The sequence below is a fragment of the Providencia vermicola genome (assembly GCF_010748935.1).
Taxonomy (GTDB): domain Bacteria; phylum Pseudomonadota; class Gammaproteobacteria; order Enterobacterales; family Enterobacteriaceae; genus Providencia; species Providencia zhejiangensis.
In genome coordinates, this window is the sequence record NZ_CP048796.1 from 121,469 (window position 1) to 138,503 (window position 17,035).

Below are 17,035 nucleotides of genomic sequence, written 5' to 3' on the forward strand. Positions count from 1 at the left end.
GGCTACCCGAGTCACATACTTATGTATGCTCCCTGGGATATCCTCATTTACCGCCTAGCTGTAGCACGAACTATTTTGGGTGGCTGTTACACCACAGATATTTCATACAACAGCTCTATTGTTTTATGTTGAATCGCTGTAGAGCGTATATTTTGGGTTTATCATTATTTTAATTATTTGAGTTGTAATGGTGTTGGCGTAGGGTTTACAACTCAAACTTTAATTACCACAATGTATGTTCACTGGTGGTAATGCCGTTAAAACCGGTATAAAAAATCTTTTCAACTAAGTATTTTCGTTTAACAAAGCCACCTGCAATAAATTGCGTATTGGCTTGGTTAAAACTGCGTTTTAATAAATCAAAACAGGTACAAGCATATTCAGCAGGTAATAACTCGATCGCATCGACATCCACGGAATAGTTTTTGACCATATTACTGGCCTGTTCTAGTGAGCGTGAATCAACGAGTAATACGCGAAAGATGGTGTCTAACCCTTCTTTTTTTGCGTAACGTAGGGCGGTAAAATTTGATGAAATAACACCATCCACCTTATAAAAATTCTTTAATACGGTGACGCCAGCTTGGTCAGGTTTAAATCCACCTAATAACTCCAAATGGACTAACACCTTTTTTCCCGCTTTATGGCATTTCCCAATCATCGACTGTAAATTGCCGATATCGGCGTCCGGCAATAAGATATATTCAGAGTGGCTAGCAAGTGCGCGCTCGAAATATTTATAGTTGCGAACCGATGGGATGATGGTGTTATTTAAATTCATGCTAATAATTCCTAATTTTTATTTTGATAGAGCGCAAATGCCTCTTCAGGTGATGCACCGAGATGGATGATAGCGTTAAGGCCAGCCACCATCGCGACAGGGTTAGGGTCTTGAGTGATGTTACGGCCGACAGCAACGCCTTTGGCTCCCATCTTCATACAGTGTTCAACAAATTTGAAATAACTCAGTGTATCGGTTTTTGGTCCACCGAGTGCTAAAACCGGTACCATTGATGCTTCGACAATCAAATAGTCGTCTGGTGTGCCAGAAAAACGTGTTTTGATGATATCTGCCCCTAACTCAACCGCAATACGCGCAGAGTCAGCAATCACTTTGGCTTCATTGGATTCAGGGCTCGTGACTGCATAGCCGTATGGCAGTGATTCAACGATAAATGGCATATTCCATTGCTCAGCTTGTTTGACCAATCTTGCCGTCATAGCGTGAGTTTTCTCTTCATTAAATGCGCCCGGGAAGGTCATGCATACCATGCCATCAGCACCTATTTTCAGTGCTTCTTCGGCACCAAAAACTTGTTGGGTATCAGGCACGCTGTTGTCATACACATTTACCGTAGAATCAACACGTAGCACGATTGAAACATCATTAAAGGCATCTGCATAGTTTCTTGCCATACCATAAGTGATTAAGGCGCAATCTAAACCGTTAGCAGCCAGTTCAGGCATTTTCTTGATGGTGTTATCGATGCCAGCAGTTTTGGTGGAGAAAAAATAACCGTCGAGTGCCAGTGTGACGGACTTACCATCTTTTGCAAAAATTTTGGATAAACGGCGTTGTTTAGACATAATATTTCCTTTATAAAAAATAAAAAAAGCCCTCAGAGACCGTTTTGATCTCTGAGGGCTTTCAGTTCACTGACCCTGTGGTTTTCTGTTTTTCTTTTCGGCTTAGAAAAATAGAAAACCTAATCGGTATTTGATGACTTCTTTTTCATACTGATAGGTAATTTTCTTATTAGATGATTTTAATCGGAAAATTAATCTGTCAGTCAGTTTATTAAAGTTAGCTGGGTGTAAATTAACTAAGTTTAATAAACTGGGTATGGTTATTATCTCTACCATACCCAAGTTTGCGTTGTCTAATGGATGTTGCAAAATTGTGATAAGTGTCGCGTTAAACTTTTTGACATATCATCAAAAATGGTGTGAAAGCCGTTGCTAAAGGGGCAAATATGCCAACAACCATCCCAGCTACAGAGCTTTTCCTTGAAGCTGGCGTATTGTTTGCGCCAGGTAAAGCGGCGAACACCGGTGGTGTTGCAACGTCAGGTTTAGAAATGGCGCAAAATGCGGCTCGTATGGGATGGAAAGCCGAAAAAGTGGACGCGCGTTTACACCATATTATGCTGGATATCCACAATCACTGTGTCGAGTTTGGTGGTGAGGCAAAACAAACTAACTATGTACAAGGTGCAAACATTGCGGGCTTTGTTAAAGTCGCAGATGCAATGCTCGCACAGGGTATTTTGTAATTATTTAGTTTAAACATACGCGAAAGGGCGGAGATAACAGTAATATACGCCCTTCGTCGTTATGTTTTAATACAGGGATAAATATCGAATCGATGATTTTTGGTTATGACCGCGGAAGGGGCTTTTTGACCAGCAAGGGGCTCAGCATAATCAGGTCGCTTCACCACGACACGACGTTTAGCTAAGACTAAAGCAGGAGCAAGTAAAGCGTCAGCATCCTCATCAGCACCGACTAATGATTGAAAAACCCGCATTTCCTTTTTGACTAATGCACTCTTTTGCCGATGAGGGTACATCGGATCGAGATAAACCACATCGGGGGATGTTGTGATATCTGCTAATGCAGTAATACTCGAGGCATGGATCAGTGACATGCGTTGTTGTAGCCATTCTCCAATCTCACTGTCTTGGTAGCCACGTTGCAGTCCATCGTCCAAAAGTGCAGCAACCACAGGATGGCGCTCAAACATTTTTACATGGCAGCCTAGTGCAGCGAGCACAAAAGCATCTCGGCCAAGCCCAGCCGTTGCATCAATGACATTGGGCAAATAGTCTTTTTTGATGCCAACCGCTTTTGCTACCGCTTCACCACGCCCTCCACCAAACTTACGTCGATGGGCCATGGCACCAGAAACAAAATCGACAAAAATTCCACCCAGTTTGGGTTCATCTAATTTGCGTAGTTGCAAATTTTCAGGCGTGAGAACGAGCGCCATAACGGCATCAGCGCAATGAGCAAGTTGCCATTTATCCGCAAGTTGAGAAAGGGTGCCTTGGTCGGCACCCTCTTCACAGATCAACTGGATCTTGATGTGATCAGCCATCGATACCATAGCTCTTCAACATCGCATCTAATTCAGGTTTACGACCGCGGAAACGCTCAAACAGTACCATTGGCTCCTCTGAGCCACCACGGCTCAGAATATTATCGAGGAATGATTGCCCTGTTTCTCGATTAAAAATACCTTCTTCTGCGAAGCGTGAATAAGCATCGGCTGCTAATACATCGGCCCATAGGTAGCTGTAATAACCCGCCGCATAACCTCCAGCAAAAATATGGCTAAAGGCATGTGGGAAACGGCTCCACTCAGGTGATGGTACAACCGCAACTTTTTCTTTGACCGCGTAAAGGGTTGGCATGACTTGCGCGCCTTTCGCAGGGTCATATTCAGCGTGTAAACGGAAATCAAACAAGCCAAATTCTAACTGGCGTAGTACAAACATTGCCGATTGATAGTTTTTGGCAGCTAACATGCTGTCGAGCATTTCACGTGGTAATGGTTCACCTGTTTCATAATGCCCAGAAATAAACTCTAGCGCTTCAGGTTCCCAGCACCAGTTTTCCATAAACTGACTAGGCAGTTCCACTGCATCCCATGGCACACCGTTAATACCCGCAACGTCAGCCACATCGATTTTTGTCATCATATGATGCAAACCATGACCAAATTCATGGAATAGGGTGATCACTTCATCATGGGTAAACAGAGCAGGTTTATCGCCAAGTGGTTTATTAAAGTTACAAGTTAAATAAGCAACAGGATTTTGCAATGAGCCATCTTTGTGAACCATTCTTCCTGCACAATCATCCATCCATGCCCCGCCACGTTTGTGTTCACGTGCATAGAGGTCTAGGTAGAAGCTACCGCGCAGGGTATGGGTATCATCATACAGTTCGAAGAAACGCACATCGGGATGCCATGTTTCAACGTCTTTGCGCTCTTTGGCGGTTAACCCATAAATACGATGAACGACTTCAAATAAGCCTTCAATCACACGTTGTTCAGGGAAATAGGGGCGCAGTTGCTCATCACTGAGAGAGAATTTGTATTGTTTCTGTTTTTCACTGTAATAAGCGAGATCCCAAGATTCCAGCTTCTCAACACCATAATGTTCTTTAGCGAATGCCGTTAATTCTGCTAATTCATTTTTACCTTGTTGATGTGCTCGATCAGCCAAATTCGTTAAGAAATCCAATACTTGTTCTGGCGATTCAGCCATTTTCGTTGCGAGTGATTTTTCAGCAAAGTTTTTAAAACCAAGTAATTGCGCAAGTTCATGACGTAGTGCCATCAACTCATCGATAAGTTCACTGTTATCCCATTTTCCCGCATTTGGGCCTTGATCTGATGCGCGAGTGCTGTAGGCATAACTCATTTCACGGCGTAATTCCGCGTTATCAGCATAAGTCATCACTGGCAAATAACTTGGCATATCTAGGGTGAGTAAATAGCCTTCTTCGCCCTTGGACTCCGCCATCGCTTTTGCTGCGGCAATAGCGCTTTCCGGCATACCAGCCAGTTCGTTTTGATCTTTAATTAACTTTGTCCAACCCATTGTCGCATCAAGGACATTGTTGCTGAATTTAGAGGCAATTTCTGACAAACGTGCCACGATTTCGCCATAGCGTTGTTGTTTCTCAGGCGGCAGACCAATACCCGATAACTCAAAATCGCGTAGGGTATTTTCAATTGATTTTTTCTGGGGTTGGCTGAGTGAAGCGAAATGAGCACTGTCTTTCAGTGATTTATATGCCTGATATAGCGGCTCATGTTGGCCCATCCAAGTACTAAACTCAGAGAGCAGCGGTAGACATTTTTCATAAGCTTCACGTAGCTCTGGGCTATTTTTAACAGAATGAAGGTGCCCAACGGGTGACCACACACGGGAAAGTTTATCGCTTGCTTCTTCAAGAGGCTGACATAGGTTATCCCAAGTGTATTGATTGTTAGCTGACAGGATATTTTCGACAGTTTGACGATATTCAGTCAGAACTTGTTGAACCGCAGGAAACACATGCTCAGGTTCAATTTTAGCAAAATGAGGTAGTACAGAATCGGTTAATAATGGGTTTGTCATATAAACATCCTGTGATAGCAGGCTTGCGCTCGTAGGCCAAGGCTTACTGTAGTGACAATAAGTTAAACGGCTGACCCTCAGCTTAACGAAAGCAGCACGCCACTGTGAATATGTAAAATTATATGGGGGCGGAAATGAAAACCTCAATACACGATAGCGTTTTTTGTGCTTAATATTTATCAATAAATGTGACTATTTTATTCACTAAGCTTTGGAAAACAGACTATTCGGGCTATAATCGAGCTTCTACAGAAAGGAAGATCGTCGTCTCCGGTGAGGCGGCTGGATTTCAAATCCAGTTGGGGCTGCCAGCAGTCCCGGGCAGGTTCGACTCCTGTGATCTTCCGCCACACAAGTTCAATGCACCTCCACTAAAATCAATTAACCCCATTAAATTCAACAGATAAAGTCTATTATCATCAACTCGGTTCTACTCATATCACCCAATTAAGGCTGTTTGTTAGGGAGGCATTTAGATATAGTCTATTTTGCACCCCGAAATTCTTATTTCGCGTTCTTAATAGCTCAAGAGTTGCCATATTTTCTAAAAAATTTAGCAGGTTACACAGATAATATGATCACCAAAACTGCGACTAAAATTATTTTGCTAACGGCTGTTCGACCGCAAGAACTCCGCTTTGCCCATTGGCAGGATATTGATTTAGAAAAAGGAATTTGGGAGATACCTGCTGAAGTCATGAAAATGAAGCGAGCGCATGTTGTACCGTTATCAAAACAGCCGAACGAGCTATGTAATTCACTTAAACCGCTGTTTGGGCATTATGAATTTGTGTTGATCGATTGTAACGACCATAGAAAGCCGATCAGCAAAGAAAGCGTGAATCAGGTTATTGAGTTGCTGGGATATAAAGAAAGGCTAACAGGGTACGGCTTCCCGACACAATGAGTACGATTCTGCATGAAAAGGGATTTCATTCAGCATGGATTGAAACCTAGCTTGCACATATCGATAAGAATGCGATCCGTGGTACGTATAATCACGCTTAGTATATGAAAAGGTGCAGGGAAATGATGTAGTGGTATGCCGACTACATGGGGGGAGTTGGAGGGGAGTTTGATAATGTGGCCAGTGTGAGTTTTAAGTCATGATTGGTCGTCTTTACTTATGGATATAAAGACGACCATATTAATTAGAGATTGCAAATAATATTTAATATATTATTTATTCTTAACATTATGGTTTATTTATAATGTTGTTGAATCTTTTGCACAGTCGCAAACCCACGTTTTGCTTCTTTCTCGGCAATTTCAACAGACAAACCAATGTAAGCTCGAGGGTCTAACATTTCTTTGATTTCATCATTGCTAAATGTGGCTGAAATGATCTCATTCTTAGTTAAGTTCGTATAAAAATCCTCACCATCAGCAGCGGTTTTAATCGCTTCGTCATAGAGTAGTGAGTGAGCTTTATCTTTACCCAATTTTTCAGCCATTTTCATCATAACGTATTCAGTATTATCTAATCCTTTATTTCTGAGGGCGTTATGTAGCATTCTTTCTTCATGAGGCACAATAGTTCTAGACAGCTCTTCGGTTCTCAACAAGATCTCCGTAGTGAGCTCTAATGCTTCTTCAATCAGGCCATCAAACAGCATGTATGAACTGCTATCCCCTTCATATGGTCTTACCGCAGAGTACATACCCACACTTGGCAAGGAATACAATTTCTGTGAGTTAGCAATGATCCCTTTGGCTAATTTAGGGTTAATTTTATGTGGCATAGTACTGCTACCCACGGTGCCTTTAGTAAACCCTTCAGAAACCTCAGCGATTTCTTCCAATGTTGTGCTATAAACTTCTTCACCAATCTTATGACAGATGTTAGCCATCAACGCTAAGTTAGCCATATATTCTAACTTATGGGTACTAAGGTTTCTTGATGGTACTTCCATCGCTTCCATGCCCACTAACTCGGCAACCCTTTTTTGTACCTTTAAGCCGACACCCGGCATTGAGTTAAATGCCCCAACAGCACCACCCATCATGATAGTAAATACACGCTTTTCACATTCTTGCATGCGTTGATAACAATCAATGAAATCACTGATCCAGACAGAAACCTTATATCCATAGGTAATCGGGATCGCATGGCGGCCATGGGTTCTTCCTGGCATTACCATCGATTTGGTTTTCAATGCTAAATTAGATAAGTTTTCAATGATCTCGCCTAACAGCAACATAAACTTATGATGTACCGTCTTCATCATATACAGCTGTGAACTCTGCTGTATATTCTGCGTGGTAATTCCATAATGGATATATTTACCGCTCTCTTCGGAACAAGCATTTACCAGTACTTTTAAAAAAGGTACAAAGCCATGACCGATTTTTTGATAAATACGGTTCATTTCTTCGAAATCAATATTTTCGATGACGGCTTTTTCTTTAATTTCATCCGCTGCTGATTGAGGAATAAAACCAAGTTCGGCCTGAGCCTGAGCTAGCATTGATTCAAACATTAACCAAGTTGAATATTTGGCTTCATTCGATAACAGGTCTTTTATTCCACGGTCATCAATCGTTTTACTTTTAGAATCGTATAACGCTCTCATTTTGTATCCCTTCTTTATTTCTTCATTGCTTCATCAACAGCATTACGAACAAACTCAACTTTTGGACCATAGACAACATGGACATGGTTTGCCGATGGGAAGAAGAATGCAGTGCAACCAGATTCCAGCATTAACTCTTTATCAATTTGATTCACTTCTGCGACGTCAATACGCATACGGGTAATACAGTTATCAACATTACGAATATTTTGTTTACCGCCTAAAGCGTTAATCAGTTTTTCTGCAATCTCGCCATAGCGTTTTTCTTTAATTAAGGTATTTTTCAAATTACTTGATTCTTCTCTGCCTGGTGTTTTGATATCAAATTTGATGATCGCCCAGTAGAAGATAAAGTAAGTTACAACAGCTAAACAGCTTCCAATAATAACTAAGAAGATCCAGTTCGTGTGTTCATACAGCAAGCCAAAGATAGTAAAGTCAAACACCGTTCCTCGGATATAGCCGATTGCAACACCTGCTAAAGAGAGTAAAACTGCACCAATACCAACAATGATTGCATAAACTAAATATAAAAGAGGTGCGATAAAGACGAAGGTAAATTCTAATGGTTCGGTCACGTTACCTAACATGGCTGTTAAGACCATGGTCACCAGCATTGATTTAACTTCAGCACGGTTCTCTTTTTTGGATGTCTTATAGATGGCTAAGGCAATAGCAGGGAATAAGAACAAGGTCACTAACATCTGCTGTTGAGCCATAAAACGAGTCAGGCTTGGCATCATCGCCCAGTATTCACTGTTTGGTCCTTGTTTGAATAACACTTCCGTCATGGCAGGAACAACACCGACAAACGTCTGTCCATCAATAACGTAAGAGCCACCTGCTTCTGTAAATCTAAATAAAACGTTCCAAACATGGTGTAAGCCAAATGGAATAAAGAGTCGTTCACCACCCGCAGTAAAGAATGGTCCGACAGGGCTGAGGATCACGGCGGATAATTTCATCAAGCCAAGAACCAAAATTTCCCAAATAAAAGGTAAGACAGCACCCACTGCGATCATTAAACCAATCATAATAATCGAGACAGATTTTTTACCTGAGAAGAAGGCAAATGCAGTCGGTAACTCAAGGTTATAGAATTTATCGGTCGCCCAAGCAGCAATTAATCCAGTGATTATCCCGCCTGCGGCGCTAATATTCATGGTTTGTATGCCTAACACCTTAATTTGTCCAACCTGAGTCATAATGGCAGGGTCAGCAAGCTTACCTGTCAGTACTAGCCAGACATTAATGGTTATGATTAATGTTAGGTAGCCAACGACAGAGGCAAAAACAGCAATGCCTTTATCTTTTAAGCTCATGCCATAAGCCACCCCCATTGCGAAAAGGAGCGGGATGTTGTCAAAAATAACACCTGCAATTGAACGAATACTGACTAATAACGCATTAACGGTCTCATTCCCCAGAAAAGGAAACCGAGCTATCATGTAGGTCTGAACTAAAGCACCGCTGATACCCAAAATCATACCAATGGGCGCCAAAACACCGATTGGAAGAAGTAAGGTTCTCCCAAAACGTTGAATTGATTCACCAAACTTTCTTTTGGCCATATTTTTTTCCTTATGACTTCGAATATGAAATATATTCTAAATAATTCGAGATGCAGTTAAGCGACAAGCAAAAAAATCGCTATGTGCTTAGAAAACGCTGCAACTAGAAGTATGACGAGTATAAAAGGGATACTAGCATCGGAGATCGAGTAAAATAAATGATGTTGCGGTTTTAAATATTATCTTAGGTCATTAATTATGACCTGGGTCATTTTATTTTTTACAATATGAAAAAAATTTACTTTAAATAGTCTAGGGATAATATTGTTGCTCAGATTAAATAATGGTTAAAATTATTTAAGTTAAGTGGATATAATAAAAAGTACATAGGCAACTTCTGTAGATGAAAAAATTTTCGTTTAACTTTATTGATACTTTAGCAATTCGAGATGTCGATAAGTAACAAATCAACGTAGTCACCATATTTTAACGAAAAGCAGGATATTTTGAAATATGACAAGTGCAGCTTATTTTAAAGCAAATACTCTAATTCATTGATCAATAAGTCAACTAAAATAAAAAAGCCAGTTCTGGATTTAGTATCATCGATCTTCGTGTCATAACTATCTGAAAAACAAAATAGAGTATTATCTGCATAGCTAGTAAGCTCATTGGTATGAAATGCAGTCATACTAATGATATTTGCCTCTTTTAACTGCACAATCTTCGCGGTTTCAATGATTTTTTTTGTTCCCCCAGACAGAGAGATAAAAATCACTGTATCGTCCTTGGTCACTAAGCGTGTGAATGAATCAGAGAGGTTGTAATCATTAATAAAAAAGCAATGAAGTCCCAGTGCAAACAACATATGTTCAAGATAAAAACCTACCGCTTTACTTGTTCCCCTAGCAACAATAAAAATGTTCCTAGAATGACGCAACGTTTTGGCACAATTAGCAATTTGCTCCTCATTGATCAATGTAAAACTTTTATTAATGTTTCTTTCTAGTTGTTTTTTATAAGATGACGGGGTTATTTTTTCTGTTTTATTCTTACTGAGAATATAATTATTAATTTGAAATTTAAGCTCTTTAAAACCACTAAACCCTAATTTTTGCGATAAGTTAATGATCACCGTTTTTGAGACAAAGGTTTTAGCCACTAATTCATTAATATTTAAATAAGGGATATCAGTAATATTATCGGTAAGATATTTTAAGACTTTTTTTTCGCTAATTGTTAAGTTATCGTAATTTTTTAAAAATTCCAACATACCTTACCGCCCTATTCAGTATAAAAACAGCATCAAAAACCGGTTACTTAATCAATTTTACCGTTTCATCAATATCTATTTCATCTTCTGAGAAGATCAGCGTTGTGCCATGTAACGTGGTGATCGCCAATTTTTTTAATGAGCGCATATCACCCGCTTTAATCTCTGATTTTGGCCTAATACTATTCATTAAAGCACCTACAGATAATACGGTATTTTCTTTATTAATTCCTGTGTCAGCAGGGACTTCTTCACTGTAAACCTTATAAGACTTAATAGATGTCAGCTTAATACGTTCACCAGCAATATAAATATACTTGCTTTCAGGTATCACTTTAACAGCGTAAGCCGATAACCCTTTATTATTTGTTGTTGGCTCAAAGGTGACCGCTGCATTTTTCTTAATCAAATCAGGATTGGCGACCTTAATCACATGAAAATAGCGGTTATCGCCGTTTTCATCTTTGATAAACCCAAAACCTTTATCTTCAAACCACGTTGTGATTTTTCCATTCATCGCCATTACCGCCTATTTAATGATGTCATTACAGCTTGCAGTATAAAGCACAATGAGAGTGCAAACTATGCCTTTAATTTAGCTTGTTACCTAAAAATTAGTTATTTTAAGCTAAATAATTCGAGGTGCAGCTGAGTCACAAATCAATGTATTACCATCGCTTAACAAAACACAGCAACGTGAAGTAAGACGAGCATATCCATCCTCATACTTCGATTAGGCCGTGAAATCTTCACAATTATCGATACCCTTATTGCCCTACAATACCATACTGAAATAGAGCCTCTCTACCAAGACGATCAACAAATTCGGTGTTACTCAGAACCTTGGCTGACGTTAGTTAGAAGAAGCGAAAGGGGCAGGGTGAATATTACGGCACTGCAAGATTGACTGAAAAGAGGCTAATGAAAAAGTAGCTGTTTTGTTATTTGATTTAATATCAGCTTAATCATGAAAGTCCACGTTGTGCCAAATGTGGAGATTGTCTCTCTATATGGTTCTATTCAATGTTATTGTGCTTTATATAACTCACCTGAGTGTGATGAAAAATCACCCATGTTATTATTGCTGAATTAACTCCAGCGCTATGTGACACGTTGCCCCTGATTTTATACTACCGCTGACCTGCAACAGAGGATCCCGACAGAAGAGAGTGACACCATGAAAGCTACCGATGAAATCCGCTTCGCTGAGTGGCAAATTTGGCCTCAATTGAGGATCCTACTGCATCGCGGTAAACCGGTTAAAATTTCTGCTAGAGCCTTTGATGTGCTGGTTGTTCTGGTCAGTGCAGAAGGTGAAGTCGTCAGTAAAGACAGGTTGCTTACTCAGGTATGGGGTAATGAAATTGTTGAGGAAAATAATCTTCAGGCGCAAATTTCCGCAATTCGCCGCGTGCTTGGCCGTGATCGTCATCTTCTAACGACCGAATTTGGTTCCGGATACCGCTTTAATCTTTCATCCAGACCTCCAGTAATATTGCCAGAGCCAGCCAGAAAATCTCCCGTTGTTTTCCCCTTCCTGACATCAATTTTAGGGCGTGACCAAGCTGTACAGGCGGTCAGCGCCTTAATACGTCAGCATCCTCTGGTCACCATCACGGGTCTAGGCGGCGTGGGTAAGACACGTCTTGCATGGGAAGTCGTTAATCGGGTCCGCACAGAGTATCCCGATGGTGTGTGTGTGGCTGAACTGGCACACATCACCGACGCCTCCGGTCTTCTCTCTGTTTTCTCGCAGGCCTTGCATCTACCATTGGCTGCTATTCATAACGACCATGATTTATCTCACCAGCTTGCTCGACGCGAATGCTTACTGATGATTGATAATGGCGAACATGTGATTAAAGAATTAAAACCGGTGATTGCCCTGCTACTGAATGCGGCACCGAATATTACTATGTTGCTTACCAGTCAGGTGGCAACAGAGATGGCAGGTGAGCAACAGTACCTCTTACCGCCACTTCAGGTTCCGGAAAAAGAAGAGACCGATTTTCAACGTTTGTTGCTGTTTCCCAGCGTCCGCCTGTTTATTGAACGGGCTCAGGCCCAGCGATTTGATTTCCATCCGTCAAATGCGGAACTCTCTGTGATAGGTGAATTATGCCGTCATCTTGACGGGCTCCCCCTAGCAATTGAACTTGCTGCCTCTCGGTTGCCCATAATGAGCGTCAGTGAGATTTATCATTGTTTGGAGGATCGCTTTCAGCTTCTGAGTAACAGGCAAAGCGTTCGGGTATCCCGACATCAAAAAATCAAGACTACGCTGGAGTGGACTTATCAATTACTCAATCCACGTGAACAGAAATTATTCTGCTCTTTGGGGATTTTTACCGATATGTTCACGGTAAATGCGGTTATCGACTTCTTGCAGTCCCCTGAAGAAAATGGTTGGCAGATTGTCGACGATCTCCAACGATTACTCTCCTTGTCACTGATTCAGGTCAGTACTCAGGTACCCGTTACCCGTTTTCGTTTACTGGAAACACTCCGCCAGTTCGCTTGCGATAAACTCAGGCAGCAAGGCGAATACCCAAGGTTTGCCGCCCAACTTGCTGATTATTGCCATCGCCAAGCGGAGCAAGCTCAGCTTGATTGGTATAAGCTGCCAACGAAACAGTGGCGAGCACGTTATGACTCTGTCCTTAATGATTTACGCAGTGTTTTGCAGCACACCTTAACTGAAGGGGCTGATCAAGCAAAAGGGCTTGAGATATTACAGGCCATGACGCCGTTCTGGATTGAATATTCACTTTATAATGAATGCCAGCGTTATATTTATCCGTTGCTCGGTGAAGCGCCTTTAACATTACAGCAGAGAATGAATCTCAACGCAGCAGCGGGCAAAGCGTCTACTTGGGCAAAAGGGCCTACTCCTGAAACTTGCCTCACTTGGCAAACGGCGCTGACACTTGCAGAACAACTCGACGATAACGAGATCCGCTTACAGGCTTACTACGGACTATGGTTGTATAACTTGCGAACCGGAAAACTGGATCAATCGCTTCACCATGCGCAGTCAATGTGCATGCTTGCGCGAACGATTAATGATACTAACGCGCTGGCTACAGGGTTGCGAATCTTGGGGGTATCTTGGCATTTTTTGGGTCAGCATGCTCTCGGTCGCGATTATCTGCAACAATCTCTGGACAGGTTTGCCATTGACGGTTCCGGTCACACTTTCCGTTTTGGACTCGATCAGGAAACCGCCGGTGAGGCATTTTTATCCCGTGTACTCTGGGTACAGGGGGAGTATAGAGCCGCTAAGCAGGTGGCATGGCGAGCAGTGAAAAAAGCGGCACGTTTGCAACATATTTGTTCGCTGTGCTGCGCACTGGCTGAAGGTGCCTGCATGACAGCCGCGCTGGATCGTAATCCACGTTGGGTAAGAAAGGCCGCTATCTGGCTTATTGAACTGGCAGAAAAGCACGATCTCTATTTTTGGAAAACCTACGGTGAGTTGTTTCTCCATTGGGCTGAGCAGTTCAGCCATCCCGCTGTCAAGCAAACGACATTGTTTAACTCGCTGCGTGCTATGGGATTAGACTGGCAGTACTCCCCTTTATTATCAGAAATGGACACCAGACTGTTACAGCAAACCCCGCATGAAAATTGGTGTACGCCCGAACTGATACGTCTTGCCGCCACACACTTACCTATCTACGCCCAGCGCCAGCAATTGGAACTGGCGCTGAATAAAGCACACCAGCAACAGGCATATGGGTGGGCTTTGCGCATCGTTTGTTCGCTGGCGACGCTACAGGCTGAAACGGGTGACAACGTGGGGGCAAAACAGTTAATCATGGAGGTGCTAAGCCATATTGATGATTCTCAACACTCGACAGATATCAGAAATGCGGTCGCGCTATGTACTCGTCTGGGGGGATGAAGTGTTGCGTCTGATGGCGATTAACATACCCAATATCACCAGCCCCGCCCCAGCAGCAACGATCAACGTCCAGTTATGCGTGCTCTCCCATAGCCAGGTGGCTGTCAGTGAGCCGCATGCACCACCTATAAACATGACGCACATAAAGAGTGTATTAAGACGGTTTCGGGCATCGGGGGACAAAGAATAAATGGTGTGTTGATTGGCGATCAGGACACATTGTTCTCCCGCATCCAGTAACAGAATCCCCACCACCATACCGGCTATACTGTTCCAGCCCCAGAAAACAGCCCAAGCCAGCAGCATGAGTACCACGCCTAAGATAACCATTCGGAAAGGGCCTTGACGATCGCTGACACCTCCTGCCAGAGGCGCGCACAGAATTCCGATTAACCCCAGTGCTGCCAGCGATCCCGTTATACCCGCACCGTAATGGTAGCGATGAGCTAGCCAGAAAGGCAGTGCCGTCCATAGCACACTGAAGGAAGCAAATAATAGGGCCTGTGTCAGTGTGGCATTCCGCAGCAGTGGCTCGCTTTTCCACAGCAGCCTTAAGGAACGCAGTACCGCGAGGTAGTTAAATTTCGGGGTGGGCAACGACTGAGAAGGCAAAATACGGGCGATGAAAAATATCGCCAGCAGTGTCATGATCGCGCCCGATAAAAAGACCCCCCGCCAGTCGAAATACTGACCGATAAAACCGCCAATAGCCCGTCCCGCGAGAATTCCAGCCAGAACACCGCTCATTACCGTGCCCACCGTTTTACCGCGTGATGAACTTTTCGATAGCGAAGCCGCAAGCGGTACGATTTGTTGGGCGACGGTTGCTGCAACGCCCGTCAGGAAGGAAAAAAACACCAGTACTGATGCTGTTGGAGACAGTATCATGCCGATCAGTGCCAGAAACAGAACTTGTGCCTGACGCAGGATAAGTCGTTGACGTTCTATATAATCGCCCAGAGGGATCAGTAAGAACAAGCCAGCTGCATAACCTAACTGGGTGGCCATGGGGATCAACGAAACCGCTTTCCATTCATTAGGAAAAGAGCCGGCAATCAGATTCAAAACGGATTGATTAAAATAAATATTAGCGACAACAATACAGCAGATAATTGCCAGCATTAGGATCCTGACTGAAGAAAGCTCGTGGCTATCACGACACATGTTCACACCTCGTTCTAAACTCAATGTTGTCCACTCTATGCAATGCCAATCTTCGATTCTTTGATCACTTTTTTCAGACGTCTGAATTTTGCTCCCCAAGCGTCTGAAACAGAAATTTGCGACTAATGTTGTTCACATTAATCATGGGTCATCATGTAAGGAGCAGAAAATGGATTTAAAACTGGCAGGAAAAGTGGCTCTAGTAACCGGGGCCCGAACCGGTATTGGTTTCAGTATTTGCGTAGAGCTGGCGGCGAATGGCGTGCATCTGGTCATGGTTGCTAGACAAAAAGCGGAATTGATATTAGCAGCACAAAAAATTGCAGATAAATACGGTGTAACGGTTCTGCCTATTGCTGGGGACGTCACGGATCCTGAACTGCCTGAGCTGGTGGTCAAACAGGCCGAAAGTGTTTTTCAGCACATTGATTTGCTCGTAAATAATGCAGGAAGAGCCCATGCGGGCACGCTGCTGACCACATCAGAAGAAGAGTGGCAGTCGATGACAGAAACTAAATTTTCTGCAATGCGACGTTTTTGTAAGGCCGTGATCCCCAGAATGCAGGCCCGAAACTGGGGACGGATTGTGAATATTTCCTCTATTGGCGGGATCTATCCAAACCCGCAACTGACGGTTTCGCATGCTCTGAGCGCGGCAATCAATAACCTGACCCGTAGTCTGGCACTGAGTGTTGCACCTAATGGAATTTTGGTCAATGCAGTGGGGGTGGGCGCTGTCACAACCGATAATTGGGCCCAGAATATGCTGCCGAATGTCCGCAATCGTCGTCCTGAGCTGGCTGACAAAACGGATAAGGAGGTCATGGCATTACTGGGTAAAGAAAAAACACCTGTAGGCCGTTTTGGATTGCCGGAAGATATTGCGGCAATAACCGCATTCTTACTGTCTGATCGGAATCAGTTTGTTACCGGTCAGACCATTGAGGCTTCAGGCGGGGCTGACCGATTTATGTAATATGCAGGATGCCTCTTATACAGACGCTGGTGGATTCATGAGTATTTTCGGATTCGCCAGCGTGGTAGATTTTTCAAACAAAGTGCATAGGAAGCTAAGCTTGCCAGTCAAAGAGCAGTAAGCACAGACGGATAGCGGTGAAAGTGTACAAACTAAAAAGCCTTAATTGTGAACCTTCCACTAATGGCCGGAAAGGGGGTTCAAGCCATCTACATCATATGGCTGCAATATAAGAGGATGAAATATCGTTTTGTCGGTAAAGGAAAAAATACTTTCGATAGGGGAAAAACCCTCCGTGTCTGCTCTGCTTAAACTGCATGAGTTATACGAATAAAGCGGACCCAAAGCGTTTTTTTATCTCTTCTTCACCTATTTAATAAGCCTTTTTAAATACCCAGTCATGGTTCAATCTACCGAAAATGTTCAATGGTTAGATTATTCAAACATGTTTTTGAATAGGGCAGCACGATAACATTGACTCATAAATCAGCTTACCTCTGGA

Annotated in this window: 11 protein-coding genes, 1 tRNA gene and 2 pseudogenes; 5 read left to right on the forward strand and 9 right to left on the reverse strand. The window is 42.7% G+C overall.

Translation table 11 applies throughout. The annotated features are described in order from the left end of the window. Window positions 1-223: 223 nt before the first annotated feature. A complete protein-coding gene (locus tag G3341_RS00510; protein ID WP_004916012.1) occupies window positions 224-781 on the reverse strand; it encodes a glycerol-3-phosphate responsive antiterminator in 558 nt (185 codons plus the stop codon). Between the two features lie 11 nt (window positions 782-792). Beyond that, the gene (locus tag G3341_RS00515; protein WP_154624591.1) at window positions 793-1,587 is read right to left on the reverse strand and encodes a class I fructose-bisphosphate aldolase; all 795 of its coding nucleotides are present in this window, start codon (window positions 1,585-1,587) and stop codon (window positions 793-795) included. Between the two features lie 344 nt (window positions 1,588-1,931). On the opposite strand from G3341_RS00515, the pseudogene G3341_RS00520 reads away from it, so the two are divergent. Beyond that, window positions 1,932-2,273: pseudogene (locus tag G3341_RS00520) on the forward strand (NADP-specific glutamate dehydrogenase); the annotation flags it as partial. A gap of 59 nt (window positions 2,274-2,332) precedes the next feature. Here G3341_RS00520 and rsmJ read toward each other — a convergent pair. Both rsmJ and prlC read right to left on the reverse strand, forming a co-directional pair. Further along, entirely contained in the window at window positions 2,333-3,097 is a 765-nt protein-coding gene (rsmJ, locus tag G3341_RS00525; protein ID WP_154624689.1) for a 16S rRNA (guanine(1516)-N(2))-methyltransferase RsmJ, read from the reverse strand. Further along, window positions 3,090-5,132, reverse strand: coding sequence for an oligopeptidase A (gene prlC, locus G3341_RS00530; RefSeq protein WP_154624688.1), 2,043 nt, complete (start codon window positions 5,130-5,132; stop codon window positions 3,090-3,092). Before prlC ends, rsmJ begins: the two co-directional genes overlap by 8 nt. Window positions 5,133-5,387: 255 nt before the next feature. Here prlC and G3341_RS00535 point away from each other — a divergent pair. Both G3341_RS00535 and G3341_RS00540 read left to right on the forward strand, forming a co-directional pair. Beyond that, window positions 5,388-5,482 (forward strand) — tRNA-Sec (locus tag G3341_RS00535). A gap of 158 nt (window positions 5,483-5,640) precedes the next feature. Next, window positions 5,641-6,242, forward strand: a pseudogene (locus G3341_RS00540) (tyrosine-type recombinase/integrase); the annotation flags it as partial. Between the two features lie 92 nt (window positions 6,243-6,334). Here the strand turns inward: G3341_RS00540 and G3341_RS00545 are convergent. The 4 genes from G3341_RS00545 to G3341_RS00560 all read right to left on the reverse strand — a co-directional run bounded on the left by G3341_RS00545 (window position 6,335) and on the right by G3341_RS00560 (window position 11,012). Further along, the gene (locus tag G3341_RS00545; protein WP_154623533.1) at window positions 6,335-7,705 is read right to left on the reverse strand and encodes a class-II fumarase/aspartase family protein; all 1,371 of its coding nucleotides are present in this window, start codon (window positions 7,703-7,705) and stop codon (window positions 6,335-6,337) included. Window positions 7,706-7,719: 14 nt separating this feature from the next. Next, window positions 7,720-9,276, reverse strand: coding sequence for a PTS transporter subunit EIIC (locus G3341_RS00550; protein WP_154623532.1), 1,557 nt, complete (start codon window positions 9,274-9,276; stop codon window positions 7,720-7,722). A gap of 472 nt (window positions 9,277-9,748) precedes the next feature. Further along, window positions 9,749-10,489: a MurR/RpiR family transcriptional regulator gene (locus tag G3341_RS00555; protein WP_154598569.1), complete on the reverse strand. Its 741-nt coding sequence runs from the start codon at window positions 10,487-10,489 to the stop codon at window positions 9,749-9,751. Between the two features lie 43 nt (window positions 10,490-10,532). Continuing rightward, window positions 10,533-11,012, reverse strand: coding sequence for a cold-shock protein (locus tag G3341_RS00560; RefSeq protein WP_154622039.1), 480 nt, complete (start codon window positions 11,010-11,012; stop codon window positions 10,533-10,535). 654 nt (window positions 11,013-11,666) lie between these two features. Between G3341_RS00560 and G3341_RS00565 the strand changes: the two genes are divergently transcribed. Continuing rightward, window positions 11,667-14,393, forward strand: a complete 2,727-nt coding sequence (locus tag G3341_RS00565) for an ATP-binding protein (protein WP_154622040.1) — start codon at window positions 11,667-11,669, stop codon at window positions 14,391-14,393. On the opposite strand, the gene G3341_RS00570 is transcribed toward G3341_RS00565, so the two are convergent. Then, window positions 14,370-15,515: an MFS transporter gene (locus tag G3341_RS00570; RefSeq protein ID WP_244316458.1), complete on the reverse strand. Its 1,146-nt coding sequence runs from the start codon at window positions 15,513-15,515 to the stop codon at window positions 14,370-14,372. The two genes, G3341_RS00565 and G3341_RS00570, sit on opposite strands and share 24 nt — an antisense overlap. A 235-nt stretch (window positions 15,516-15,750) precedes the next feature. On the opposite strand from G3341_RS00570, the gene G3341_RS00575 reads away from it, so the two are divergent. Continuing rightward, the gene (locus G3341_RS00575) at window positions 15,751-16,533 is read left to right on the forward strand and encodes an SDR family NAD(P)-dependent oxidoreductase (protein ID WP_244316459.1); all 783 of its coding nucleotides are present in this window, start codon (window positions 15,751-15,753) and stop codon (window positions 16,531-16,533) included. Window positions 16,534-17,035: the final 502 nt, after the last annotated feature.

Excerpts from the sequence above, each read along its gene's own strand:
- G3341_RS00550 (WP_154623532.1), bottom strand. The coding sequence starts at position 9,276 with ATGGCCAAAAGAAAGTTTGGTGAATCAATTCAACGTTTTGGGAGAACC.
- G3341_RS00565 (WP_154622040.1), top strand. The coding sequence starts at position 11,667 with ATGAAAGCTACCGATGAAATCCGCTTCGCTGAGTGGCAAATTTGGCCT.
- G3341_RS00545 (WP_154623533.1), bottom strand. The coding sequence starts at position 7,705 with ATGAGAGCGTTATACGATTCTAAAAGTAAAACGATTGATGACCGTGGA.
- rsmJ (WP_154624689.1), bottom strand. The coding sequence starts at position 3,097 with ATGGCTGATCACATCAAGATCCAGTTGATCTGTGAAGAGGGTGCCGAC.
- G3341_RS00555 (WP_154598569.1), bottom strand. The coding sequence starts at position 10,489 with ATGTTGGAATTTTTAAAAAATTACGATAACTTAACAATTAGCGAAAAA.
- prlC (WP_154624688.1), bottom strand. The coding sequence starts at position 5,132 with ATGACAAACCCATTATTAACCGATTCTGTACTACCTCATTTTGCTAAA.
- G3341_RS00570 (WP_244316458.1), bottom strand. The coding sequence starts at position 15,515 with ATGCTGGCAATTATCTGCTGTATTGTTGTCGCTAATATTTATTTTAAT.
- G3341_RS00515 (WP_154624591.1), bottom strand. The coding sequence starts at position 1,587 with ATGTCTAAACAACGCCGTTTATCCAAAATTTTTGCAAAAGATGGTAAG.
- G3341_RS00560 (WP_154622039.1), bottom strand. The coding sequence starts at position 11,012 with ATGGCGATGAATGGAAAAATCACAACGTGGTTTGAAGATAAAGGTTTT.
- G3341_RS00510 (WP_004916012.1), bottom strand. The coding sequence starts at position 781 with ATGAATTTAAATAACACCATCATCCCATCGGTTCGCAACTATAAATAT.